The following is a 23,785-nucleotide window of genomic DNA, read 5'->3' as shown; positions in this document are numbered from 1 at the left end:
TTTTTTTTCCCGTGTTTGTGGGGGGGGGGGGGGGGCGCGGGGGGGGGGGGCGGGCGCCGCCCGCCCGGGCCCCCCCCCCGCCCCGGTCCGTCCTGCTCCCCCCGCGGCCGCGGGGCCGTGTCAGGGATTGATCGCCAGGACCACGTAGGCCGCCAGGATCGCCAGGTGCACCCCGCCCTGGAGCGGTGTCGCCCGGCGCGGCATGACCGTCAGGGTGCCGACGATCAGGGTCAGCACGAGCAGCACCAGGTGCGAGGAGTCGAGGCCGAGCACCAGCGGGCCGGTGAGCCAGATCGAGGCGATCGCCACCGCCGGGATGGTCAGGCCGATGCTGGCGAGCGCCGAGCCGAGCGCCAGGTTGAGACTGGTCTGCACCCGGTTGCGGACCGCCGACCGGATCGCCGCGATGGTCTCCGGCAGCAGCACGAGCAGGGCGATCACGACGCCGACCACCGAGGCGGGCAGCCCCGCGGAGTCCACGGCCGACTCGATGGTCGGCGAGACGCCCTTCGCCAGGCCGACCACCGCGATCAGCGCCACCCCCAGCAGCATCAGGCTGGTCACGGTCGCACGGACGGTCGGCGGCGCGGCGTGGTCCTCCTCGTCCAGCACCTTGCCCTCCGGCGTGACCGGCAGGAAGTAGTCCCGGTGCCGGACCGTCAGGGTGGCCACGAACAGCCCGTACAGCAGGAACGACGCCGCCGCGGCGAAGGCCAGCTGGGCGGGCGCGAACTGCGGGCCCGGCGAGCTGGTGGTGAAGGTCGGCAGGACGAGGCTCAGCGCGGCCAGGGTGCCGATGGTGGCGAGCGCCGCGCCCGTCCCCTCGGCGTTGAACACCGCCACCCGGTACTTGAGGGCCGCCACCAGGAGTGACAGACCGAAGATGCCGTTGCAGGTGATCATCACCGCGGCGAACACGGTGTCGCGGGCCAGCGTCGCGGCCTTGTCACCGCCGTCCGCCATCAGCGTCACGATCAGCGCCACCTCGATGACCGTGACCGCCACCGCCAGCACCAGTGAGCCGTACGGCTCCCCCACGCGGTGGGCGACCACCTCGGCGTGGTGCACGGCGGCGAGCACGGCGCCCGCCAGGAAGCAGGACACCAGGGCCACCACCCAGCCGGGCAGATCGCGGTGCCAGGTCAGGACGAGAACGAGGAAAGCCGCCGCTGGGACGGCGGTGGTCCACTGGGTGGCGGCCGATCGGAGCTTGGTGAACATGCGGCCGAGCATCGCATCCCGGAGTGCTCGCGGCCGGGTGACACCGCCGGGGAGGGCGAGGATGTGGCCCACCTCATGTACCGGAACCGCCCTGGTCAGCGTACTCGGCGAGGTAGCCGAGGACCTTGGCGACATGCGGCTTCACCCGCTCGGGGACGCCCCCGGCGTCGGCGACGGTCTTGTCGCTCGTCCGGTAGCCGGCTGCCACCAGGGCGGGCAGACCGGTGGTGAAGCCGCGCTGTTTGAACCGCTGGTCGAGCCAGCAGACGTAGTTGCCCATCGAGGCGATCGCGTCGGCCGGATCGAGGTGGTTCTTCACGCCGTCGTGGTCGCCGTCCTGCGCCCAGGCGTTGAAGACGGCCGGCGTCCACATGGCGACGCCGTACTCCCCCGTCGCGGGGCGGGCGGCGGCCGGGTCGAAACCGGATTCCGCCTTGAGCATCGCGGCCAGCAGGACCGGGGTGATCTCGGGTTCGGGACAGCGGCGGGCGGCGTCCTCGATCGGGCCGCGCAGTTCGGCGGGCACGTCGGCGCCGGGCGGGATCGCGCCGGGCAGCGGGGCCGTGACCGCCGGCCCTGCCGCGGACCCCGGCCGGGGGGCGGCCGGCTCCGGGGCGCCGGAGAGGGCGAGCAGGGCACCGGCCGCCGCGAGCAGCGGGGCCGCCGCCGCGCGACGGCGCCGACGCCCGTTGGCGGCCGTCCCCGGCGGGGCGGCCTCCCGGAGGGCCGTGGCGAGGAGGGCCGCGAGGTCGACCTCCGAGCGCCGCGCGCGGTCGGCCGCCAGGCAGGCGGTGACCAGGGGCCGCCACGGCGCGGGGAGCGCCCCGTCGAGGCGGAGCGGGGCGGTGCCGCGCGCGTAGGCGAGGGCGGCCAGCGAACGGGCCCGCGCGGTCACGCCGAGGAAGGGGTGCAGACCGGTGAGCACCTGGTGGGCGAGGACGCCGAACGCCCAGAGGTCGGCACTCGGCCGGAGTGCGACCCCGCGGGCGCCGGTCCGCTGCGACCACCACTCCGGCGGGACGTGGTCGGGCGAGCCGAGCGGCGGGGCGTAGGCGTGGGTGCCCTCCAGTTCGGCGGTGAGGCCGAAGTCCGCGAGCTTGGCGGTGCCGTCGGGCATCAGCAGGACGTTGCCCGGCTTGAGGTCTCCGTGGACCCAGCCGACGGCGTGCATGTGGGTGAGGCCGGCCCCGACCTCGGCGAGGATCCGTTCGGCGCCGGGGACGGCCCCGGGCGGGCCCGCCGAGGCGAGGACGTCCTGGAGGCTGCGGTCCGCGCGTTCCATCACCAGGGCCACCGCTCCGTCCAGGCCGGGGTGGGCCCGGTCCCGGACGGTGACGACGGCGAGGGTGCGGATCAGGTGGGGGTGGTCGGCGAGGCGGCTGAACCGCATCTCGCTGCGGGCGACCTGCTCCATGGTGCGGCGCTGGCCGGGGCTGAGCAGCGCGGGACGGAGGAACTTGACGGCGGCGTCCGGAGGTTCGGCCGACCCGGGGGCCGACCCGGGGGCGGTCCCGTCCTTGCGGGCCGCGTAGACGCTGCCCCACGCACCGGCCCCGATCGGCTCGCCGACCAGGTACCCGGCGACGGGGTATCCCGGCGGCACCTCGAACACCGGCTCGCCGACCGCCTGTTCGTCCGTTCCGTCCGTGGCCACCTCGACCGCCGCCCGTCCGCCCGCCGCCCGTCCGCCCGCAGGTGCGGCACCGGCCGGTGCCCCGGCCGGATCGCCCGGGACCGGCTCGGCCGCGCGGGCCCGGTCGAGCGGTTCCACGGCGGGTCAGCCGGTGCGCCGCGGCGGGAGCAGCGTCAGGTGCTCCTCCCGTACGAGGTCGAACTTGAGGGCCAGTGCCACCAGTTCCTCCCGCTTGCCACCGGCGCCGCCCTCGCCCGGACCGTCCTCCGGCGCTTCGCGGAGCCGGAGCTTGCTCGCCACCAGGTAGTCGATGTGGTAGTTGACGGCCGAGCGGGTGAGCCCCGCACAGGCCGGCAGGGCACGCAGCCGGGCCACCACCTCGGTCGCGCCGGGGACGGCGGCGGCGGACGGCGAGCGCAGCCGCGGTTCGCAGAGGGCGAGCAGGACGAGGAAGTACTTCGAGGTCGGGTCGAGGGCGAACGGGCTGACCGTCCGCTCGCCGCCCGCGCCCGCCGGCGAGCCCGGCACGCCGTCCAGGTAGGCGTGCTGGGGGGCGAAGACCTTGAAGGCGACCGGTTCGCCGAGAGCCGGCAGGAGGATCCGGGAGAACTCGAACGGAACCGGTGCGCCGAGCCGTCCGGGAGCGACCTTGACGTGCTCGCCGGCCCCTTCGAGGTTCTCGACGACATAGGTCGCGGTGGCGCTGAAGTTGGAGAGCCGCCAGTAGTCCTCGGCCGCGGTGATCTCGCCGGCGCGGCGCGAGACGCCCTGATCGGCGATCGGCACGCCGATCGGGCGTCCGGGCTCGCCGCGCCCGAACTCGACGGCTTCGCCGGGGCCGAGGTGCAGCAGCGCGGGGCGCCGGGGCGGGGCGGTGCGCGGTGGCCGGGTCAGCCGGGCGAAGCGGCGGTCGGGCGGTACCGGCGGGCGGGGGTCGGGAAGTTGCACGATGACCGTGTCCATGCAGGTCACCTCCGTGGGTCGGCTCGATCGTAGCCGTCCGAACGGCCCCGCGCCGGTCCGCCACCCGTACGAGTGAACGCCGTGTCGGAGGGCGCCAGTTGGGTGGTGCGAGCCGGGGGTGTGCGCCTCCTCCGCAGGAGGGAGGAGGGCCCTCCTCCGATCGGCCGGCGGACCGGGGCCGACCGGCCGGGAGACCCGGCCGATCGGCCCGCCGATCGGGCCGGTCGGCCGAGGGACACGCCGACCGCGGACTGTCAGGGTTTCGCCATGGACAACAACAACTCCCCCTCCCTCCCGCCGGGTTCGCCGGCCGACCCGGGCCGCCGGGCCCTGCTCGGCGCGTCGGCGGCCGGGCTGGTGGCAGCCGCCGCCGGCCTCGGGGCCTCCGGGCAGGCCCAGGCCGCACCCGCCGAGCGGCGCAGGCCGCGCCGGTTCGAGGACCGGTCGGTGCTGATCACCGGCGCCACCTCGGGCATCGGCCGGGCCGCCGCCCTCGCGTTCGCGGCGGAGGGCGCCCGGGTCGGCTTCTGCGGCCGGCGCGTCGAAGCGGGCCGCCGCGTCGAGCAGGAGATCCGCCACGCCGGGGGCGAGGCCACCTACTTCCCGGCCGACGTACGCGATCCGGCCCAGGTCGAGCGGTTCACCGACCAGGTGGCCGCCCGGTACGGCGGGCCGGACATCGCGGTCAACAACGCCGGTATCGGCAGCAGCAAGCAGCTCCACGAGCTCACCGTCGCCGAGTGGGACGACGTGCAGGACACCAACGCCCGGGGCGTCTTCCTCGCGGTCAAGTACCAGGTCCCGTACATGCTGCGGGCCGGACACGGGGTGATCGTCTGCACCTCCTCCGCCTCCGCCGAACGGGCCCGGCCGAACGGCGCGGCCTACTCGGCGAGCAAGCGGGCGGTCCAGGGCATCGTGATGTCCACCGCGCTCGCGTACGGCGCGCAGGGCATCCGGATCAACGCGATCCTCCCGGGCACCACGGACACCGCGTTCGTGCGACCGCCGGGGGTGCCGGACGCGGACTGGGCCCGGTTCAAGCAGGCTTTCGGACCGCTGAACGTCGAGGGGCTGGAGCGGATGGCCGAACCGGAGGAGATCGCCCGGGCCGTCCTGGCGCTCGCCTCGGACGACTTCTCCTACCAGACGGGCACCTCGGTCCTGGTGGACGGCGGGGCGTCGGCCGGACGCCGGATGGTGCTGCCGCCGACCACCTGACGGTAGTCGTGACGTCACCGGCGCGATTGCGGAATGTAGTTGAACGGTCACCTTGGGTGTGATGCAGCACACACGGCACATGTCCACGATCTGTGCAAGACTCGTCCCACAGAGTGAGATTCCCTTTCATTCCAAGGAGGTTCATATCATGCGCGCTCGTATCGCAGCTCTGATAGTGGCGGCGGCAGGGATCACTGTGGCGACGATCCTCCCGGCCTCGGCTGCGGCAACGACCGGCGACGCCGCGGGAGCGGCCTGCACGACCCTCGTCAACCACCCGTGCGTATGGCAGGAGAAGGACGGCGGAGGGATCGTCGGCGTGGCCCAGGTGTCGGCCGACCCGGCACAGCTGACGGTCGTCCAGGTCGAGGTCCGCACCCAGCGCGCCTGGGGCAGCCCGTGGGTGACGGTCGCGTCCGCGACCACCGTCACCCACGGGTTCGCCAGGGCCGTGACGCCCCGCGTGGTCACCGACGACCTCAAGCTCGTCTGCGCCACCGGCGGCCCCGCCCTGGACGCGGCGCAGCGGGTGACCACCTGTACCGGCCCGTTCTGACGCCCCGTCCGCGCCGGAAGGGTTCATGAGCCGGGGCCCCGCGCCCCTGCCCAGGGCCGGCCGCCGGTCCCGCAACCGGCGGCCGGTCCGTCCCGCGCGCCGCCCGGGTCACGAGCCTGCCGACAATGCGCCATCCTCGCTCCGAAAGCCGCCCGCCACGCACAACCCTCCTCGGAGCATGGGATTTTGCACTACCTTGGTAGTGCGTGGAGCGGGGCGGGCCGCCCACCCGACAGGTGTGCGCCCGAACGGCCGCGCCGGCCGCTGCACCGTGTTCCGCCCCGCCGCCGAAGCACCGACGGGGAGGAAGGGGGAGCGCGTCCATGCCCGACGGAAGCGCCCGATCGACCGGGGCCGCCGATGGCCACCTCACCACCACGACCGCGCCGCGCGGCGACACTCCGGCCGGGGGCGGCACCGGCCCCGGCCTCGCACCGCCGCGCGGGCGACTGGCAGGCCGCCGCGCCACCGTCGACGCCGTCCTGCGCAACTCGCCGCTCCAGCCGCTGTTCCGGCTCGCGGCCACCCGCCGGCTCGCGGTGCTCGCCTACCACGGCGTGGACGACCCGCAGGTCTTCACGCTCCAGATGGAGCGTCTGGTCCGGATCGCCCGTCCCGTCTCGCTGCCCGCCGTCGTGCAGGCCGTCCGGACCGGTCGGCGGCTGCCGGCCCGCAGCGTCCTGGTCACCTTCGACGACGGCGACCGCACCGTGCTCTCCGAGGGGCTGCCCGTCCTGACCCGCCTGGGCATCCCCGCGGCGGCGTTCGTGGTGACCGACCTCGTCGACGGCGACCGGCCGTTCTGGTGGACCGAGGCCGCGTTCCTCGCCGCGCACGGCGGCACCGCCCACCGGCTGGCCGACTGCCCGCCGGGCGCGGTGGTCCGCCGGATGAAGACCCTCGCCGACCACGACCGTCGCGCCGCCCTCGCCGAACTCCGCGAGACCGCCACCGAGCCCGCACCCCGCCAGGAACAGCTCACCCGCGAGGACCTCCGGACGCTGCGCCGGCACGGCGTGGAGATCGGCAACCACAGCGCGGGCCACGCGTGTCTGGACCGGTGCGACGACGACACCGTCCGCGACGAGATCGCCCGCGCCCACGACACGCTCACCGGCTGGCTGGACGGCGAGCCGCCGACCGCCTTCGCCTACCCCAACGGCAACGTCGACCCGCGGGCCGAGGCGGAACTCCGGCGCCTCGGCTACCACGTCGGCTTTCTCTTCGACCACCGGCAGGACCGGCTGCTCCCGCCGAACCCGCTGCGCATCAGCCGTCTGCGGGTCAACTCCACCACCGGCCGGGACCGCTTCGACACCATCCTCTCCGGGCTCCACCCCACCGTCCACCACCTCCGCGGCGGTGCCTGAGCGGGGCCCGGACCTCACCGGTGGTGGTGGACCCGGACGGCCTGCGCCGAACGCCGCCACCGGGCGACCGGATTCCGGGAGAATGCGGACCGGCCCGCGACCGGCCGCCGTCGGCGGTGCACCGGGGGCGGGAGAGGCGTGGGGGGCTGGAGACGTGGGGACGAGGCACACCGATGCGGCGGGTTCGTTGCCGGCCGTTCCAGAACAGGCCGGGGCGGTGCCGGTCGGGGCGCAGTCGGCCGGGGCGAGGCCGGTCGGAGCGAGGCCGGTCCGGTACCGGACGGCCGCCCTTCCGCCGGAGGTCGTCGACGGATGGCGGGAGTTGGCGGCCGGTGAGCCCGGCGGATCCTGGTTCACCACACCGGAATGGGCACTCGCCTGGTGGGAGACGGTCGGCGCGCGCGAGGGCGCGGGGTCGGAGGCGGGCGAGATCGTGGTCTGGCAGGAGCCGGACGGCCGGGTGTCGGCGGTCGTCCCGCTGCTGCGGACCACCCGGCGGCTCCACCCGCGGGCACCGGTCGCCGTCCCGTGCCTGACGGTCCTCGGTTCCGGCCCGGGCGCCGCGGACCACTGCGGGTTCGCGGTCGCACCGGAGCGCCGGGCCGACGTGGCCGACTGGCTGGCCCGGCGCGGCCGGCGCCGCAGCCTGCTGCTCACCGACCTCGACCCGGACCAGGCGGACCTGCTGCCGCCGGGCGCGGTGGAGATCGGCCGCACCCCCTGTCCGCGCGCCGATCTGACGGCGGGGCCGGACGCGCTGGGCTCACGCCAGTTCCGGGCCGACCTGCGCCGCTACGGCCGGAAGCTGGCCGCCGAGGGGATCACCTTCCGGTGGGTGCCGCCGGCCATCGCGGACGCCGAACTCGCCGAACGGTTCGACCTGTTGAAGGCGGCGGTGCGGCTGCACCGGCTGCGCCGGGCCGCGCTCGGCAAGCCGACCACCTTCGACGCCGCCCGGGCGCCGCTGCACGTCCGGGTGATCGAGCGGGCCGCCGCGACCGGCCGCGGCGAGGGCCCCGCCTTCCTGGTCGCCGAACGGGAGGGCGAGGTGGTGGGCGTGCTCTACGGCTTCCAGTGGAAGCGCACCTTCTCCTACTACCAGATCGGCTGGGACCAGACCTGGGCGCCGCAGCGGCTCGGCACCGCGGTGATCGCCGAGGCGATCCGGGCCGCCGTCGGACAGCGGCTGTCCACCTTCGACTTCCTGCGGGGCACCGAGCCCTACAAGTACCGCTTCGACGCGGTCGACCGGGAGGACGTCTCCTGGCTGGTGCCGCACGGCGCCTCGGGCGCGCTGCTCGGACTCAAGTACCGGGCGAAGGCCGCCCGTTCGACCTGACGCGGCCCCAGTTCCGTGCAGCGGGGTCGGCCTACCGCCGGCCCTCCAGCCAGCCGGCGAACGCGTCCAGGGCGGGGCCCGGGTCGCGCCGGCCGAGGCCGATCCGGAACCGGTCGGTGGGCGTCGGGGTCAGGTCGGAGCGGTAGATGGAGGCGGGCAGCAGCAGGACCCCCGCTTCCTCGACCAGCCCGGTGCAGAACGCCTCGACGCCGTCCCGGCCGAGGTAGCGCGGATAGGCGACGCAGCCGCCGTCCGGGGTGCGCCACTCGAAGAGGTCAGCGAAGCGCGCGAAGAACGCGTCGAAGAGCGGGAGGTTGGCGTCGATGACGGCCCGGTTGCGGCTCAGGATCCCCTCGCGGGCGTTGATCGCGATCCGGGCCAGGATCTCGCTGGGAGCGGAGTTGCAGATCGTGGTGTAGTGCTTGGCGCGCTCCAGCCGGGAGCGCAACTCGCGGTCGCGGCAGGCGATCCAGCCGATCCGCAGGCCGGGCAGGCCGAGCGACTTGGAGGTGACGTTGAGCGAGAGGGCCCGCTCGGAGAGGTCCGCGGCCTGCGGCAGTGTGCGGGCCCGGTCACGCTCCAGGCCCCGGTAGACCTCGTCGCTGAAGAGGTGGATTCCGCGCTCGTCGCAGAGTTCGGACAGCCGGACGAAGTCGGCGGCGCCGATGACCTTCCCGGTGGGGTTGTTCGGGAAGTTCACCGAGACCACACGGGTGTTGGGGCGCAACGCGGCGGTGAGCTCGTCGAGGTCGAGCGCCCAGTCCCGGTCGGGGTCGAGGGCGACGCCGGTGACCTCGCAGAGGGAGAGCGGCACGGTCTCGGCGGACTGGTAGTTGGGGGTGAGGACGACGGCGTGGTCGCCGGGGCCGAGCAGCACCTGCATGGCGAGGTTGAGGGCCTCCTGGGCGCCGCCGAAGCAGATGACGTCGTCGGCGTCCACCCGGTCGTACATGCCGGCGATCGCGTGCCGGAGCGCCGGGTCGCCGAAGGTCTCGGTGTAGCCGAGGGTGAGGGACTCCCAGGCGTGGCGGTCCTCGGGGCCCGCCAGGGCGAGGAGTTCGGACATCGTCATGGTCTGCGCGTCGGAGGCGGTGAGGTGGTGGCGGGCGGTGAACTCCCAGCGGGAGAAGTAGGTTTCCAGCCGGAAGTCGGGCAGCTCGGTCATCTCTCGGTCCTCGGTGCTCGGTTCTTCGGTGTGCGGTTGCCCGGTGCGCGGTCCGCCGGTCGGGGATCCGGCGCCGGTTCGGGGACGGGCTCGGGCTCGGGGGCGGGGGCGGGCTCGGGGGCGGACCCGTCGCGGAGTTCGGCGAGCAGGGTGTAGACGGTGGACCGCGACACCTTGAGCGCGGTGGCGACGGCCGGCACGGCCCGGCGGACGGCGAGCACCCCGGCCTGGTCGAGTTCGCGGAGCACGGCGAGCCGGTCCTCGCGGCCGAGCCGCTCCGGAGGCCGGCCGTGGGCCCGGACGTAGCCGCCGATGACGTCGTTCATCCGCTCGGTCCAGTCGTGCTCGAAGAGCGGTTCCGGGCGTGGGGCCGTGGGGGCGGCGAAGCCGGCCAGGAGGGCGGCGGCGTGTTCGAGCGGTCCGCGGTCGAGGTTGACGCAGAGGACGGCGGCGGGGCGTCCGTCGTCGTCGCGGAGCACCGCGCTGACCGAGGAGAGCCGGCGGCCGTCGGGCAGCAGTTTCGGGTAGGGGCCGTAGACGTCCGGGGCGGACTGGTCCAGGGAGTCGAGTTCGCCGAGCAGGGACGGGTCACCGGGGGCGCGGCCGCCCATCGGGTTCCAGACGGCGAGCACCTCGTCCCGGACGGCGTCGTGCAGCACCACCTCGGCGTAGGGCCCGAGCAGCAGGGCCACCGCCCGGCAGACGGGCTCCCAGGTGCGGGCGCGCCGGTCGGGGGTCTCTGAGGTCATGGTCGGACTGTACGTCCAGACTGGACGTTTCGTCCAGCAGTGGCGCGGGGCCGGCGCGACGACGGGCCCGCCCCCGGTCGGAGGCGGGCCCGTCGCGGAGAGGCGGTCAGTCGCAGCTGATCAGCAGGCCGAGGGTGGCCCGGCAGGTGCGGGCGGCCGCGTCGTTGGCGGGCGCGGTGTCGACCGGGGCGCCGGCCGTGCGGGTGGTGGTGACGGTGAACGTCCGGCCGAGGTTGAGCAGGCCGACCTGGACGGTGAAGTGGCGCGTGACGGAGGCGCCGACGGCCAGCGGCTGGGTGAGGGCGCAGGTGAGCTTGGAGGCCACGATGGCGCAGTCGCCGCTGTACGAGCCGAAACCGGCGGGCAGCGACGAGGTCACGGTGGCGGCGGTGACCTGGCCGGGACCGTTGTTGGTGAGCGTCAGGGTGTAGTCCACCCGGCCGCCGAACAGCCCGGGCACCGGGGTGGCGGCGAGCGCGACGCCGAGGTCGGCGGCGGGCGCCTGGTACTCGAACCGGTCGGCCGTCACGACCGCACTGGTGCCGCCCGGCGTGGTCACCCGGACGTCCACCGTCCCGGCGGCGGCCGAGGCGGGCGCGGTGGCCGTGCACGCGGTGTCGGTGCAGGAGAAGGAGGCCGCGTTCCCGGCGGCGCCGAAGCTGACCGCGGTGGCGCCCGACAGGTCGGTGCCGGTGACGGTGACGACCGTGCCACCGGCCTGCGGACCGCTCGCCGGGCTGATCCCGGTCACCACCGGAACCGGCAGCGGGAAGCCGAGGACGGTCACCGTGTCGCCGCCGAAGTCGGCGAGGTAGCCGCGCCGGCCGTCGGGGGCGAGCGCCAGGGTGAAGGGGTTCGCCCCGACCGGGACGGTGGCGGTCACGGCGCCGCTCGCGGCGTCCAGCACGCTGAGCGTGGAGTCGGCGTAGTTGGAGGCGTACACGGACCGGCCGTCGGGGGCGATGGTCACGGCGTACGGGTTGGCCCCGACCTGCACGGTGGCGGTGACGGTGTTGGTGGCGGTGGACAGCACGCTGACGGTGGAGTCTCCACCGTTCGCCGTCCAGAGCCTGGATCCGTCCGGGGCGAGCGCCAGGCCGAAGACGCCGTGGCCGACGGGGACGGTGGCGCTCACCGTGCGGGTGGCGGTGTCGATGACGTCGACCTGCTGGGCGCCGGACGCGGCGACGTAGACGTGCGCGCCGTCGGGGGCGACGGCGACCCCGTGCGGCTCGGCGCCCACCGGCACGGTCGCGACGACGGTGTTGGTGGCGGTGGACAGCACGCTCACCGTGCCGGCGTCCGCGTTGCTGACGTACGCGTGGGCGCCGTCGGGGGCGACGGCGACCCCGAAGGCGCCGGCGCCGACGGGGACGGTGGCGGTCACCGCGGCCGTGGCGGTGTCCACCACGCTGACTGTGCCGTCGAGGTGGTGGGTGAGGTAGGCGTGCCCGCCGTCCGGGGCGAACGCGACCGCGTAGGAGCCGGTGCCGGCGGTGACGGTGCCGGTCACCGCGCCACCGGCGGTGTCCAGGACCGTCACGACGCCGCTGCTCTGGCTGGTCACGTAGGCCCGCCCGCCGCCCGGGGCGACCGCGACGCCCGCCGGGTAGGGCGCGACGGCCACCGTGGCCGTCACGGCGGGCGGCGGCGCGGCCGCGGCGGCGGTGCCGGGCTGGACCAGCAGGGCGGCCGTGGCGGCGGCGGTGGCCGTCACGGCCGTCCAGTAGCGGCGCGGGGCCGGGCGTTGTCTCACGGAAGATCTCCAGACTCGTCGAATCGGTGCACGTCACAGCGGTGCTCGTCCCGGCCGCGCCCGTCACGCGGCGGCGGTCACGGCAGCGCTCGTCACGGCGGTACCGGGCGGGCCGCCCGTCGGGCGGCCCGGGGGGACGCCCGGACCGCCCGAAGCGTAGAAGGCCGACTGACTGAGTGTCAGGAGATGACTGCGATTGTCTTGAAATATTCAAACTCGGTCAGTCGGTCGTCACCCGAACTTTCCGCGGAGGACCGGCCACCCCCCTGCCTCCGGGCCGGATGCGGAACTATTGTTATGAAAACTATCGTTCGACATTCGATAGTTTCTGGCGGACTAGACTCGCCTGAGAGCACCAGCCCGTGGACACCCGAGAGGAACGGCAGCGATGACCGAGGAAGGACGGCCGGAGGTCCCCACCCGGACCCTCGTCGAGGGCATGGTCCGCGCGGACGGCACCGTCGACGCGGGCGAGCTCTACGCGGTGGCGGGCGAGCTCGGCATGACCGACCAGCAGGTCCGCCTCTGCATCAAACGGATGGCCGCCGACGGGCTGCTCGTCCAGGAGGGGCGCGGCCGCCGGGCCGTCCTGCGGGAGACCGACCGGGCCCGGCGCACGGCCGAACCCGAGGTCGACTTCGTCCGCCACATGTACGCCCAGGACGCCGGGCTCGCACCGTGGGACGGCCGGTGGCACCTCGCCGCCTTCGCCGTCCCCGAGTCCGCCCGTACCGCCCGCGACGCGCTGCGCGAGTTCCTGGTCCGGCTCGGCGGCGCGGCCGTCCAGGGCGGCGTCTACGCCGGCGCCAACAGGTGGGAGCCGTACGTCGAGGCCGAGGCCGAACGGCTCGGCGTCGGGGACTGCGTCACCCTGCTCACCAGCACCGACCTGCGGGTCGGCGGCGAGAGCGACCCCCTCCGCCTGGCCCGTCGGCTCTGGCCGCTCGACGAACTCGCCGACGGCCACCGGCGCCTGGCCGCCGTCGCCGCCGACCGCCTGGCCCGGCTCACCGGCCGCTCCCCCGCCCCCACCCGGGTCGAACGCCTCGCCGTCGCCCTGGAGCTCGCCGCCGAGTTCACCCGGGCCACCGCCGACGACCCGCTGCTGCCGCCCGAGCTCCTCCCCCGCCCCTGGCCCGGCGCCGAGGCCCGCGCCCTCACCGCCGACTGCTGGCGCCTGCTGCGCCGCGCCGAGCGCGACGACCCCGCCCCCGGCCCCCGCTTCTTCCGGCGCTACGACGAGGCGATGACCGAGATCACCGGTGAGCCCCACGGCTCCTGACGGGTCGTCCGGCAGGTCGTCCGGCAGGTCGTCGGACTGATCGCCCGGCAGGCGTTCACGAGGCGGCGTCCGCCGGCGGGTCCGCTCCCCAGCCGTCGAGCAGGGCCCTCAGCCGCGACGCCGACCGGGCGCCCCGGTCCCCGGGGGTGTCGGTGGCCTCACCGCCCCCCGCGCCGCCCCGCACACCGCGCGTGCGGTCCTCGGCGACGAGCCGGAAGATCCGGTCGGTGAGGTCCTTGACGACCTTGGCGTAGCGGTCCGGATCGGTGTGGAAGGCGAAGGCCGCGGCGGGCAGCAGGACACCGGCGGTCTCGGGCACCGACCTCGGGATCGGCGACCGGCGCAGCAGGGCGTCGGCGGCGGCGCGGAGGCCGGCGTCCACGCCCCGGGGGAAGAGATCGAGCAGGGTGCTGCCCCCGAGCGCGGTCAACGGGGCCGAGAGCAGGGCCCCGACGGTCGGCCGCAGTCCCTTGGGCGCCGGCCCGCGCCCGGCGGCGTGCTCGGCCCAGTGGGCCCGCAGCTCCTCCGCCGCCTCCTCGCCCCCGGCCTCCGCCAGGGCGTCGGCCACCAGAGCCACCCGGACGCGGGGCGCGGGGTAGCGCGGGCTCGGCGGCCCCTCCGGGGTGAGTGCCACGAAGTCCGCGAGGATGAAGGCGAACCCGGAGCCGGCGCACAGGGCGCCGTACAGGTCGGCGAAGACCTCCGGCAGCCGGTCGGTCCACCAGTCCGGGCCCTCCGCCGTCCGCCGCAGCACCTCGGACAGCTCGCCGGTGAGCCCGAACGCGTCCAGGACGCAGTGGCCGACCTCATGGGCGGCCAGGACGGCCTCCGGCAGGTGCCGGGACTGGACGAACGGCAGCCCCACCAGCGGCACCGGCAGGGCGCGCAGCAGCTCGTCCACCCGCGCCTGCCGGTCCTCGGACACCAGGCGCGGCAGGGCGAACGGGACGGCGTGCGCCGTGAGGTGGACCAGCGGTGGTTCCACCGGGAGGATCTCCGCACCCGACACGGAGGAGGCGGCGGTGAGCGCGGGCCGGTAGCAGGACCAGACGAAGTCGTCCGCCAGCAGGAGGAAGTCCCCGAGCGACCGGTCGTGCCGCTGCGTGAGTGCGCCGCGCAGCCGCCACCACACCTCCTGGAGGAGGCCGAGTTCGGTGTCGGCCCGCAGGGTCTCCGCCTCCCGCACCCGGTCCAGCAGCGGGCGCAGCGCGGCGTTCACGGCGCGGACCTGGGTGTGGTGCTGCGGGAAGGGCGCCCCGGCGCCGCCCCGGCCGGCGCCACCCTGACCGGCGCCTGCCTGACCGGCACCGCGCGCCCCGCTCGTGGATTTGGCGGTGAGGGCGAGCCAGTGGTCGAGATCGGCCGCGAGCCCGTTGACCCGGGCCAGCAGCGCCGCCCGTCGCCGCTCACCGGCGTTCACGGCCGCGCTCCGGCGGTGGCCCCGGCCGCGGCCGGGCTCCCGGCCCCGCCGACGGCTGTGTGCGGGGTGCCACGGAGCGCCGGCACGGCGGACGGACCGGTCACAGCGAGGTCCAGAGCGGCAGCAGGAGGCCGGTCGGCAGGGCGCTGAACAGCGCCGGGAGCGCGACGGTCGGCCGGGGGACGCCCAGTTGGTCCCGGGTGAGCTCCGCGACCACGACGGCGGGGTGCCGCCCGGTGAGCAGCCCGTGGATCAGTCGCCGCCGGGCCCGTTCGCTCTCGCCCGGGCGCCGCAGGAACGGGCCGATGGCCACCACGGCCGCGAAGTCCCCTCGGGCCAGGACCTCGGCGGCGAACAGGTTCCGCAGGACCAGCTGACGCATCGCCTCCTCGCGCGTCCCCGGATCCACCGCCTCCAGGACGAGGACGCTCTGCGGGGGGCGCCGCCATCCGAGGTACTCGCCGAGACCGGCGGCGTCGCTCCCGCCCCGGGAGTCCCAGTGGACGTTCAGCTTGCCCGACGATTCACGGAACGTCCCCTGGACGTGCAGGAGTTGGGGGCCCGACGCGGAAGCACCGAAGCGCCGCGAGCGGGCCGGTGCGACCAGCCGGGCAAAGTGCTCGGCCTCGTACACCGACGACAGCGGCGCCATCGGCGCCATCGGCTCCCGGACAGCGGTGTGCTGCTGGGCGCGCGCCTCACGGGTGCCGGCGAGCACCCCGACCCGGACGGCGGCGTGGGGTTGGGCCCAGAGGCTCTCGACGAAGCGGCCGAGCGGCGGGGATGGCGGCGCGTCGGAGGGTGCGGCCTGCCGGAGGTTCTGCACGACGGTCCGGAGCCGGCCGAGCGCCGCCGCCTCCCCGCTGCGCCCGGGGAGCCCCCGGTAGAGGTGAAGCCCGTCCGGCGGGACCGTGAGGTGCGCCAGGGCCGCCTCCCACGGGGCGGCGAGCAGGGTGGGCTCGTACCCCGGGACCTCCAGCCGGAGGCCGCGGACCTCCTCGGAGCGGAGCAGGCCGTCCAAGGCCTCGTCCAGCAGGAGGCCGGTCTCCTCCGCCCAGTCCGCCGCCGAGGAGGAGAGCGCCGACTGGAGCCCGTCGGGACTGCGGAGCCAGTCGTCCGCGAGGTCGGCCGTCCGCAGCAGACTCACCCGGGCCCCTGGACCGGTGGACCTCAGGAGATCGATCTCCAGGACGGGCGGCCGTCCGCGGAACCGGGTGTCGGCGGTGAGCACCAGGACGTGTTCCAGCCACTCGACGTCGACCTCGCCGGCCCCGGGAGCACCGTGCCCCTGGTCGAACAACTGCTCAGGAGGCAGGCCGAGTTCGGCGTACAGACCGTGCGCGAACTCGGCCGGCGGGCCCGTCTCCCCGGGATCGGCGCCCGCCTGGGCCTCCGTCCGGGCGACCAGTGCCGCGCACCTCGCCCTGGCGAGGCTGGGATCCCGCTCCGCCAGCAGCGACCAGGCACGGGCGACGCTCCACCCGGCCAGGTCGCCCCGCCCCGACCTGAGCGCCACCAGCGTCTGGTAGGTGAGAACGACGGCCGCCGCCTCGGGCGCCGCCGGGTAGGCCCGTTCCAACGCGTCGGGGAGGCCCTGGAGCATGACGGCGTCGAGCGCGCCGATGTCACCGAGGACGTCCGTCTCCAGGTCGAGACGGCGCAGCCACACCGCGCTCTCGGCCGGGGCGAGCTCCCCCGCGCAGGCGCGGGCGAGGTCGACCGCCGCCTCGGACCGTCCGAGCACGCGGAGCAGTTCGGCGTAGGTCAGGCCGAGGGCCGCCGCGTCGGAGCCGGAGTTCCGCCGGGGACCGGGCCCGCAGAGCTCGGTCAACCGGGCGGCGGTGGGCCCGGTGACGGCGAGCGGCCGCCGCAGCTCGTGGAGGCGTTCCAGCGCCACCAGGCGTGCCCCCGGGGACCCGAGGGGGGTCAGGGCCTCGACGAGCTCGCCCACGAGCTCCTCGTCCCGCGCGGCTTCGACGCCCGTCAGCAGGCCGAGCACCCAGACCACCCGGTCCGGCGGCGGTGCGGCCGACCTCTCCGCGGACCGCGGACGGTCCAGCTGCCAGGCCGCCGCCTCGGGCCACCGGGCGAGCTCCGCGAGGATCGGGACCGGGACGTCCGGGGCGGGAGCGTGCTCGGACGGACCGGCCAGCCGCAGCACCCGGCCGACCAGCTCCGAGGCCTCGCTCCGGCTGCCGCCCCCGGTCACCAGCAGCCGGGCCGTCCCCACCAGCGCGGACATCCGCTCGTGGTCGGTGACGGCGCCCTCCTCCAGGGCGGGCCGCAGCGGCGCCATCGCCGCGCCGGGCGCCCTGAGCATCGCGTACGCCTCGCCGCGGAGCACCAGGCCCCGCAGGCTCACCGCAGGTTCGCTCCCCCCGTCGGACAAGCCCTCCAGCGGGCCGTCCTCGGCGAGGACGAGGCCGGGGCGGTGGAGCCGGAGCGCCGCCCGGCCCGCCCACTCGGCCGTCCGGCGGCGGTCCCCGGAGCCGAGGCCCCGGTGCACGGCCAGCACCTCCTCGAACCGGCCGACGGCGAGGAGCAGCCTCAGGTGCAGCTCGGGCGCGGTCCCCGCGTCGAACCGCGGCAGCCAGGAGGCGGCGTGGCCGACCAGGCCGGAGTCCAGCAGGCTTGCCACGGCCTCGACCGACTGCTCCGACAGCGGCCCCCCGTCGGGCGCCGCCAGTCGGTCCGCCTGCACGAACGACTCCTGGGCCCGGTCGCCCTGCCCCTCCGCCAGCAGGGCGCACCCGGTGAGGTGGTGCAGTTGCGCCGCGGTGTCGCGGTCCGCGGAGCCCGGCTGCCGCTGGACCCGGGTGAGCCGGCTCCGGGCCTCCCCGAGCCGGCCCAGCCGGAGCAGCAGGGCCGCCGAGAGCAGCTCCACCCCGACCGCCAGCTCCGCGTGCGACTCCTCCGCCAGCAGGCCGGCGGCCTCGTCCAGCCGGGCGATCCCGCGTTCCCACGCCGTGGGGTCGGTGGCGCTCGCGGCGTTCCGGCCGAGCAGCACCAGGGCGCGGGCCCGGGCGACCACGGGGACCTTCACCTCGTCCAGCAGCTCCGGCGACACCAGTGCCTCGGCCAGCGACGACAGTCGGTGGTCCCGGCCGGCGGAGCGCTCCGAACCGACCAGACGGGCCCAGGTCGCGGCGCCCTCCTGCGGGTCCGCCGAGAAGCGGTGGTAGAGCTCCTCCAGCTTCCACTGCTCCCAGCGCTCCGGCTCCGCCTCGGCCCGCCGCGCGAAGTGCTCGGCGAGATCCCGGTCGAGCAGCCGGGACACCTCGTGGTCAGCGAGCAGTCGGCGCAGCGGGTGGCGGACGGTGCGGTCCAGCACCAGGCCCTCGGGGTCGTCCGGGTCCCGGTCGACCCAGGCGGCGTCACCGGCGTACCGGCTGAGGGCGGCCCAGAGGTCGGGGATCTCCCCGCCGTCGTCGGTGAAGCCGGGCACGGCCCGCAGGAAGATCGGGATGTGCAGTTTCTCGCGCTTGTCCAGGCGCGGGTCGTCCGCCGTGTTGCTGCCGCGGATCCCGCGGCGCAGGTGCGGGAGCATCACCTCCTGGACCAGCCGCAGGGTGAGCCGCCGGGGGATCACCCCGTACCGGAGGAGCCAGCGGATCCGGTCGTCGTGGACGCGTTCGAGGACCCGGTCGATCGCGTAGAGGAGGCTGGGCCCGGAGGAGGCCCGGACCTGGTCGGCGGTGAGGTCCGCGGCCAGGTCGGCGAAGAGGGCCAGCGTGTACGGCAGGCCGTCGCTGCTCTCCACCACGGCCGCGCGCAGCTCGGGGTCGGCGACATCGCGCACCTCCCGCAGGTAGTCGTCCGCCTCCTGCGGGTCGAAGGACTGGAGCCGCATCGGGACGGCGGGCAGCGGTACGGCATCGGCGAGGTCGTACCGGCCGGAGAGCACGATCCGGAGCCCCTCCGCCGCCAGCGCCCCGGAGAGCACCTCCGCCAGGTCGTTGATCCGGCCGCCGTCGCGGAGGACGACCTCCTCCAGGGTGTCCAGGACCAGGACGGCCCGGGTGCCCCGCCGCCGGAGGGCCTCGTCGAGGACGGCCACGAAGCGCCGCTGGATCGAGGCGCCACGGTGTCCGAGGGCCGCCCGCCCGGCGAGCCACTCGGCCGCCACCGGGCTGCGGTTCCTCGGGAGCGCCGCGAGGTCCGCCGCGTGCTCGTCGAGGAGTTCGCCGAACGGTGCGCCCGGGAGCTGCTCGTTCAACTGGGCGGCGGCCTCCAGGAGGAACAGTGCGGGGTGGGCGACCGCCAGGGCCGGGTCGCACCGGTCGAAGTCCAGGTGGGCACAGGGCACCGGGACCGGGCGCTCCTGGCAGTGCCTGGCCATGAACCAGCGCAGCAGCATGGACTTGCCGGAGCCGCCGGTGGCGTGGATCCGCAGGACCGCCGGGCCGTCGGCCTCCAGCAGGTCCCGCAGCGGCTGTTCGGCGCGCGCACGCCCGTAGTAGCCGGCGGTCCGGTGGTGGTCGGGCCGCCAGAGGGCGCGCGCCCGGACCCGGACCCGGGCCTCGGCGACGACGGCCCCGAGTTCCTCCGGCAGGAGCGCGGCGACCTGCGGGTCGGTGACGGCGTCCACGAGGTCGTGGCAGCGGGCCAGGTCGAACCGGCGGTCGGCGGCCTCGAAGGCGGCTCGGAAGGCGTCGGACTCCAACGCCCCCGCGATGGCGAGCTGCCGCAGGCTGCCGGGTTCGTCCCCGGCTTCGGCGTAGCGGGCGGCCAGTGTCGCGGCGAGCTCTCGGAGCTGCCCCGGTGCCTCCCCGCCCGGCGGCAGTCCGGTCCACCAGTCGTCCCAGCAGGGGAAGCGCAGCAGGGCGACGATCCGGTAGTGGTCCGGCCGGGCGGAGTGCTCCAGCAGGCCCTGGTCGAGCAGGTCGGCGACGTCGACCGGGCTGTCGACCGCGAGCACGGAGTGGTACAGCTCCTCGGTGAAGTCCGGGACGACGCTGCAGCGGCGGAGGACGTCGCGCCGGGTGGGGTCGAGCCGGGCCAGGAGGATCCGGGCGAGCGGGTCGCCGCGGCCGACGAGCTCGACGAGATCCTCCGGGCCCGGCCCGACCCCACCCGGGCCGGTGGGCTCGTCGGGCCCGTGGGGGGAAGCAGGGCCGTTGTCGGTCATCGGGGCACCCGTCGTCCTTCCTTGAAGAGCGTCATGCCGTCCTGCAGCATTGCCGGTGTCAGGTGGCCGTGCCGGGCGACGAGGATGGCCATGAACTCCTTCCACTGCTCCACACTGTCCGCTTCCACGTCCCTCACCCGGCTGTAGTCCCCCACGACCTCGGTGATCTCCCCGGCCGCGAACGCGCCGAGCGGGATCCGCCGGACGGTGTCGCGCAGCGGATAGGGCAGCAAGTCGGCCTCCTCCTCCTCGTTCAGAGCCAGGATCACCTTCGCACGCCCGTCCGGGCGGACGGCCAGCGGCTCGATCAGGTGCGGGACGATCAGGTCGGCGACGGCCCGGTGCTCCAGCCTGCCGAGACCGGCCAGGGCGAGGACCAGTCCGGTGTCCTCGCCGAGCCCGAGCAGGGCGTCGGCGAGGTGCCGAAGCGCGGTGTGCCGGCGGTCGGCGACGTGACCGACGCTGTTGCCGGGCACGGTCTCCTGCCAGACCCGGTCGGGTTCGAGGGACAGCCAGGGTTTGTTGTCGTCGGTCGTCCAGCCGTCGTGCAACTGGGCGAGCCGGTGCTCGAACCGCTGGAGCGGTTCGAGCCCGGGACCGGCCGGCCCGAGCTGGTCGACGATCGTCCGGACCAGGTCCAGCCAGGTCGCGGTCCGGCCGAGCGGGCGGAGGTCGCTCCAGACCGTGCGGGCACCGTTGCGGTACCAGATCTGCAGGGCGGACCGGACGAGGGTGGCCTTGCCGCTGGCGGCCTCGCCGACGACGGCGCTGACGGGCGCCGCGGGGCCGGTCGGCGCGAACCCGTCGAACAGCGCGCGGCGTTCCCGGACCCGGTCCACCGCGTGCCCCAGGTTCCACCGACGGTCGGTGAACCGCTTCTCGGCCTCGGCCTTGCCGCGCAGCGCGGCGTACCGCCCCAGCACGACCTCGGGGTGGACCCGGGCGGCCAGCACCGGCAGGGCCCAGTCGGTCCCGTCGACCTGGTCCACGAGCAGGGCGAGCCGGGCCGTCCGCACGGCCCGGTCGACGCTCTCGCCACGGCCGAGGGCCGTGTAGAACTCCGCCGAGAACCGGCAGGCGGTCCCGGACTCGATGCCGCCGTTCATCCCCACCACCGCCGCCGCACCACCGCGGAGCAGGGCCGCCAGGAGCGGCCCGGCCGCCGGTCCGGCGGTGTCGCAGGCGTTCAGCACCACCAGCCTCGGCCGGTGGCCCGCCAGGAAGGCGTGGACGTTGTCCCCGGTGATCGACCAGGGCTCGGTGCCGGGCGGGCGGATCGTGAGCAGGCCCCGGTCCCCCGCGTCCCGCTGCTGGTGGCCGATCACGTGCAGGACGTGCGGGGCCACCTCCCGCAGGGTCTCGGCCAGTTCCCGGGACGTCGGGGCCCGCACCACCTCGACGTGCCACTCCCCGGACGGGCCCCCGAGCCGGGTGCGGATCCGCTCGATCTCCTCGTCCGCCCTGATCAGGGGGTCCGTCTCGCCGACGACGACCAGCACGCGGAGCGGCAGGTGCAGGGCGGCCGGAGGGTTCTCGGCGCCGAGCAGGGACGTCGGGCGGTCGATCCGGGTGAAGGTGAGACCCGGATCCCCGCTGACGCAGAGCGACTCCGCTCCGTCGGCATGGGTGACCAGTTCCCACGGGAGTTCGCGCAGTGCCGCCGGGCGGATGTCGAACAGGGTCCGGGCCTGGCGTCCGTTCTGGTGGCACGTGCGGACTTCCTCGATCCACGGACCGAGGAGGCCGAGCGCGTCCAGGGCGTCCCGCAACAGGCCGGCGACGGTACGGACGGCCTCGGGCAGCGGCGCCCCGGTCTCGAAGAGGTCCCGGCAGAGGCTGCGGTCGTCCGCGGACAGGCACTCGTCGGTGAAAGCGGCGCCCTGGTGGACCGGGCGGGGTGAGCCGCCCTCCTCCGCGGGTCCGAAGGCGAGAAGGGTCGGATGGGCGCCCGAGGCGTTCGCCTCGCCGATCCGAATCAGGGTCGTGAAGGGCGGAAGCCACCCCGGTTCGTCGGCGTCCACCAGGCTCAGCCTACCCGTCGCTCCCGCAACGCCTGGGCGAACTGCTCCAGTTCGACCATGCTCCACGACCGCGGGGCGGCGGCGGACGGCCGGGCTTCCTGGGCTCCCGGCGGCAGTTCGGCGGCCCGCGGGGCACCCGGGCCGGCCTTCCCCGCCGTCCCGCCGCGCTCGGCGTCGGCACCGAGCGAGATGGCGGTCAGCAGACCGTTCAGGACCTCGCTGTCGCCGCGCGCGGCCTCGGCCGCCGCCCCCTGGCGGCCGGCCTCGGCCCGCGCGTTCGCCGCGTCCTCCCGGGCCGCGGTGAGCGCGCCGCGCTGCACCGTCCCGCCGAACGCCAGCCCGGCGGCGGCGAAGACGATGGCCTCCAGCCCGGCGAAGAGGAACACCAGCCGGTCCCAGTTGGCGTCGCCCCGCTTCACGGCGAGGAACACCATCATCGCCGTGTAGCCGAGGAGGACGGCACAGATCAGGAAGTAGATCGACCAGTGGATCGGCGGCGCGTCCGCGCGCGCGGGCGGCTCGGCCGACCCGCCCTGGTTCCGGCCCGGCCCGGCCGGCCCCCGCCCCGCTTCGGCGTCCCTGTTCGGCATTCCGTGTACCCCTCCAGTCCGCACGGGCCCGTCGGCGCCTTCGCAGCCCCCCGGCCGACGGTGGTGCGAGTATGCCAGAAACGGAACGGCCCTGATCTCCTCTGCGGGAAAACGGACTTCACGCACCGTCAGCACGTTCGCCCGGACGTGCGCGGCCCGCACACGCCTCCGATCGGCGGAGGGCGTGCGGGCCGCGCTCGGGCTCGGCGGTACGGGCGCCGGGCTGGGGGCGGCGGGCTGAGGGCGCCGGGCTACGGCGTGCCCGCAGGCACCGTGGGCCTCGCCCGGTCGGCCGCTGCGCGGGCGGTGCGCTCCGCCATCAGCTCGGACGGGCGCAGCCGCCAACCGCGTTCGCGCAACGCGCCGCTGACCCGCAGGGCGATCAGCGAGTCGCCGCCGTGGGCGAGGAAGTCGTCGTCCGGCCCGAAGCCAGGCGCACGAAGCAACTCGCCCAGCAGGATCACCAGTTGGTCCACCACCGGGATGTCCCGAGGATCCGCCGGGGCAGCCTCGGCGGTCACCGGGGGGTGCTCGGCGGCGGCCAGGGCGGCGACCGCCCGGCGGTCGATCTTGCCCGAGGGGGTGAGTGGCAGCCGGTCGAGGACGAGGAACGGGCCCGGGACCATGTAGGCGGGCAGCCGGGAGCGCAGGCGGTCGCGGACCTCCTCGGGGGTGGGCCCGTCGGGAGTGCGCGAGATGCCGGCGCCCAGCGTCCGGCCACCGGCCCCGTCGTCGAGGGTGACGGCCGCGGCGGCGGTCACGCCCGGGGTGTCCAGCAGGTGACGGTCGACCTCGTCGAGCTCGATCCGGTGGCCGCGGACCTTGACCTGGTTGTCGAGCCGGCCGAGGAACTCCAGGTCCCCGCCGGGGTGGCGGACCACCTGGTCCCCCGTGCGGTACATCCGCGGGTCCGGCGCGGCCGGGGAGCCGGGCACGTCCGCGAACGGACCGGGCACGGCGGCGAAGGGGTCGGGCCGGAAGCGGTCGGCGGTCCGGTCGGGGTCGTGGAGGTAGCCGGCCGCGAGCAGCGGGCCGCCGATCCACAGCTCGCCGGGGACGCCGTCCGGGGTCGGGCGCTGCTCCTCGTCGAGGACGTGCAGCAGGCGCTCGCCCACCGGACCGCCGATCGGCAGTCCGGTGGTGCCGGGCACCGGCCGGTCGGGCGGCAGCACCAGCGCGGAGGCCGTGATCACGGCCTCCGTCGGCCCGTAGCCGTTGACCAGGGTGCAGTGCCCGAGCGGGCCGCGCCGGTGGACGCGGACGTGGGGGGGGGGGGCGCGGGGACCCCCCCCGGCCCCCGGAAGGGCGCCGGCGCACCCCGGCCGGTCGGCGCCCACGGCCTCGGCGCCCCCCCCCCCCCCGAAGGCGGGG

Annotated in this window: 16 protein-coding genes; 5 read left to right on the top strand and 11 right to left on the bottom strand. The window is 75.7% G+C overall.

What is annotated here, in order from left to right:
* Positions 1-120: 120 nt before the first annotated feature.
* From ACFWIC_RS18020 to ACFWIC_RS18010, 3 genes are all read right to left on the bottom strand, one after another.
* Positions 121-1,221, bottom strand: a complete 1,101-nt coding sequence (locus ACFWIC_RS18020; protein WP_329881848.1) for an ionic transporter y4hA — start codon at positions 1,219-1,221, stop codon at positions 121-123.
* 73 nt (positions 1,222-1,294) lie between these two features.
* Positions 1,295-2,992, bottom strand: coding sequence for a serine/threonine-protein kinase (locus tag ACFWIC_RS18015; protein ID WP_380519348.1), 1,698 nt, complete (start codon positions 2,990-2,992; stop codon positions 1,295-1,297).
* Positions 2,993-2,998: 6 nt separating this feature from the next.
* Complete coding sequence (locus ACFWIC_RS18010) at positions 2,999-3,817, bottom strand: serine/threonine protein kinase (protein WP_329881846.1); 819 nt, start codon at positions 3,815-3,817, stop codon at positions 2,999-3,001.
* A gap of 267 nt (positions 3,818-4,084) precedes the next feature.
* Here ACFWIC_RS18010 and ACFWIC_RS18005 point away from each other — a divergent pair, with 267 nt between their 5' ends.
* The 4 genes from ACFWIC_RS18005 to ACFWIC_RS17990 all read left to right on the top strand — a co-directional run bounded on the left by ACFWIC_RS18005 (position 4,085) and on the right by ACFWIC_RS17990 (position 8,303).
* Positions 4,085-5,038 carry an SDR family NAD(P)-dependent oxidoreductase gene (locus tag ACFWIC_RS18005; protein ID WP_380519346.1) on the top strand — a complete coding sequence of 318 codons (954 nt, stop codon included), beginning with the start codon at positions 4,085-4,087 and terminating at the stop codon, positions 5,036-5,038.
* Positions 5,039-5,186: 148 nt separating this feature from the next.
* Positions 5,187-5,594: a hypothetical protein gene (locus ACFWIC_RS18000; RefSeq protein ID WP_329951088.1), complete on the top strand. Its 408-nt coding sequence runs from the start codon at positions 5,187-5,189 to the stop codon at positions 5,592-5,594.
* A gap of 323 nt (positions 5,595-5,917) precedes the next feature.
* Complete coding sequence (locus tag ACFWIC_RS17995; protein ID WP_380519344.1) at positions 5,918-6,964, top strand: polysaccharide deacetylase family protein; 1,047 nt, start codon at positions 5,918-5,920, stop codon at positions 6,962-6,964.
* Positions 6,965-7,286: 322 nt separating this feature from the next.
* A complete protein-coding gene (locus ACFWIC_RS17990; protein WP_380519342.1) occupies positions 7,287-8,303 on the top strand; it encodes a GNAT family N-acetyltransferase in 1,017 nt (338 codons plus the stop codon).
* Between the two features lie 31 nt (positions 8,304-8,334).
* On the opposite strand, the gene ACFWIC_RS17985 is transcribed toward ACFWIC_RS17990, so the two are convergent.
* The 3 genes from ACFWIC_RS17985 to ACFWIC_RS17975 all read right to left on the bottom strand — a co-directional run bounded on the left by ACFWIC_RS17985 (position 8,335) and on the right by ACFWIC_RS17975 (position 11,973).
* The gene (locus tag ACFWIC_RS17985) at positions 8,335-9,468 is read right to left on the bottom strand and encodes an aminotransferase class I/II-fold pyridoxal phosphate-dependent enzyme (RefSeq protein ID WP_380519340.1); all 1,134 of its coding nucleotides are present in this window, start codon (positions 9,466-9,468) and stop codon (positions 8,335-8,337) included.
* A complete protein-coding gene (locus ACFWIC_RS17980; RefSeq protein ID WP_380519338.1) occupies positions 9,465-10,217 on the bottom strand; it encodes a transcriptional regulator in 753 nt (250 codons plus the stop codon). Before ACFWIC_RS17980 ends, ACFWIC_RS17985 begins: the two co-directional genes overlap by 4 nt.
* A gap of 106 nt (positions 10,218-10,323) precedes the next feature.
* A complete protein-coding gene (locus ACFWIC_RS17975; protein WP_380519336.1) occupies positions 10,324-11,973 on the bottom strand; it encodes a beta-propeller fold lactonase family protein in 1,650 nt (549 codons plus the stop codon).
* A 388-nt stretch (positions 11,974-12,361) separates the two neighbouring features.
* Here ACFWIC_RS17975 and ACFWIC_RS17970 point away from each other — a divergent pair, with 388 nt between their 5' ends.
* Positions 12,362-13,255: a PaaX family transcriptional regulator C-terminal domain-containing protein gene (locus tag ACFWIC_RS17970; protein WP_329951094.1), complete on the top strand. Its 894-nt coding sequence runs from the start codon at positions 12,362-12,364 to the stop codon at positions 13,253-13,255.
* A 55-nt stretch (positions 13,256-13,310) separates the two neighbouring features.
* Here the strand turns inward: ACFWIC_RS17970 and ACFWIC_RS17965 are convergent, their stop codons facing one another.
* The 5 genes from ACFWIC_RS17965 to ACFWIC_RS17945 form a co-directional block, all read right to left on the bottom strand.
* Positions 13,311-14,675: a hypothetical protein gene (locus ACFWIC_RS17965; RefSeq protein ID WP_380519334.1), complete on the bottom strand. Its 1,365-nt coding sequence runs from the start codon at positions 14,673-14,675 to the stop codon at positions 13,311-13,313.
* 100 nt (positions 14,676-14,775) lie between these two features.
* Complete coding sequence (locus tag ACFWIC_RS17960) at positions 14,776-19,803, bottom strand: hypothetical protein (RefSeq protein ID WP_380519332.1); 5,028 nt, start codon at positions 19,801-19,803, stop codon at positions 14,776-14,778.
* Positions 19,800-21,824: a CHAT domain-containing protein gene (locus tag ACFWIC_RS17955; RefSeq protein ID WP_380519330.1), complete on the bottom strand. Its 2,025-nt coding sequence runs from the start codon at positions 21,822-21,824 to the stop codon at positions 19,800-19,802. The genes ACFWIC_RS17960 and ACFWIC_RS17955 overlap by 4 nt, the downstream gene beginning before the upstream one ends.
* Before the next feature lie 5 nt (positions 21,825-21,829).
* The gene (locus ACFWIC_RS17950) at positions 21,830-22,414 is read right to left on the bottom strand and encodes a hypothetical protein (protein WP_380519328.1); all 585 of its coding nucleotides are present in this window, start codon (positions 22,412-22,414) and stop codon (positions 21,830-21,832) included.
* A gap of 251 nt (positions 22,415-22,665) precedes the next feature.
* Positions 22,666-23,751, bottom strand: coding sequence for a non-ribosomal peptide synthetase (locus ACFWIC_RS17945; protein WP_380519352.1), 1,086 nt, complete (start codon positions 23,749-23,751; stop codon positions 22,666-22,668).
* Positions 23,752-23,785 lie beyond the last annotated feature (34 nt).

The sequence above is a fragment of the Kitasatospora sp. NPDC127035 genome (genome assembly GCF_042726075.1).
In the GTDB taxonomy this organism is placed as follows: domain Bacteria; phylum Actinomycetota; class Actinomycetes; order Streptomycetales; family Streptomycetaceae; genus Kitasatospora.
This window is presented reverse-complemented; position numbering and strand designations above follow the sequence as displayed.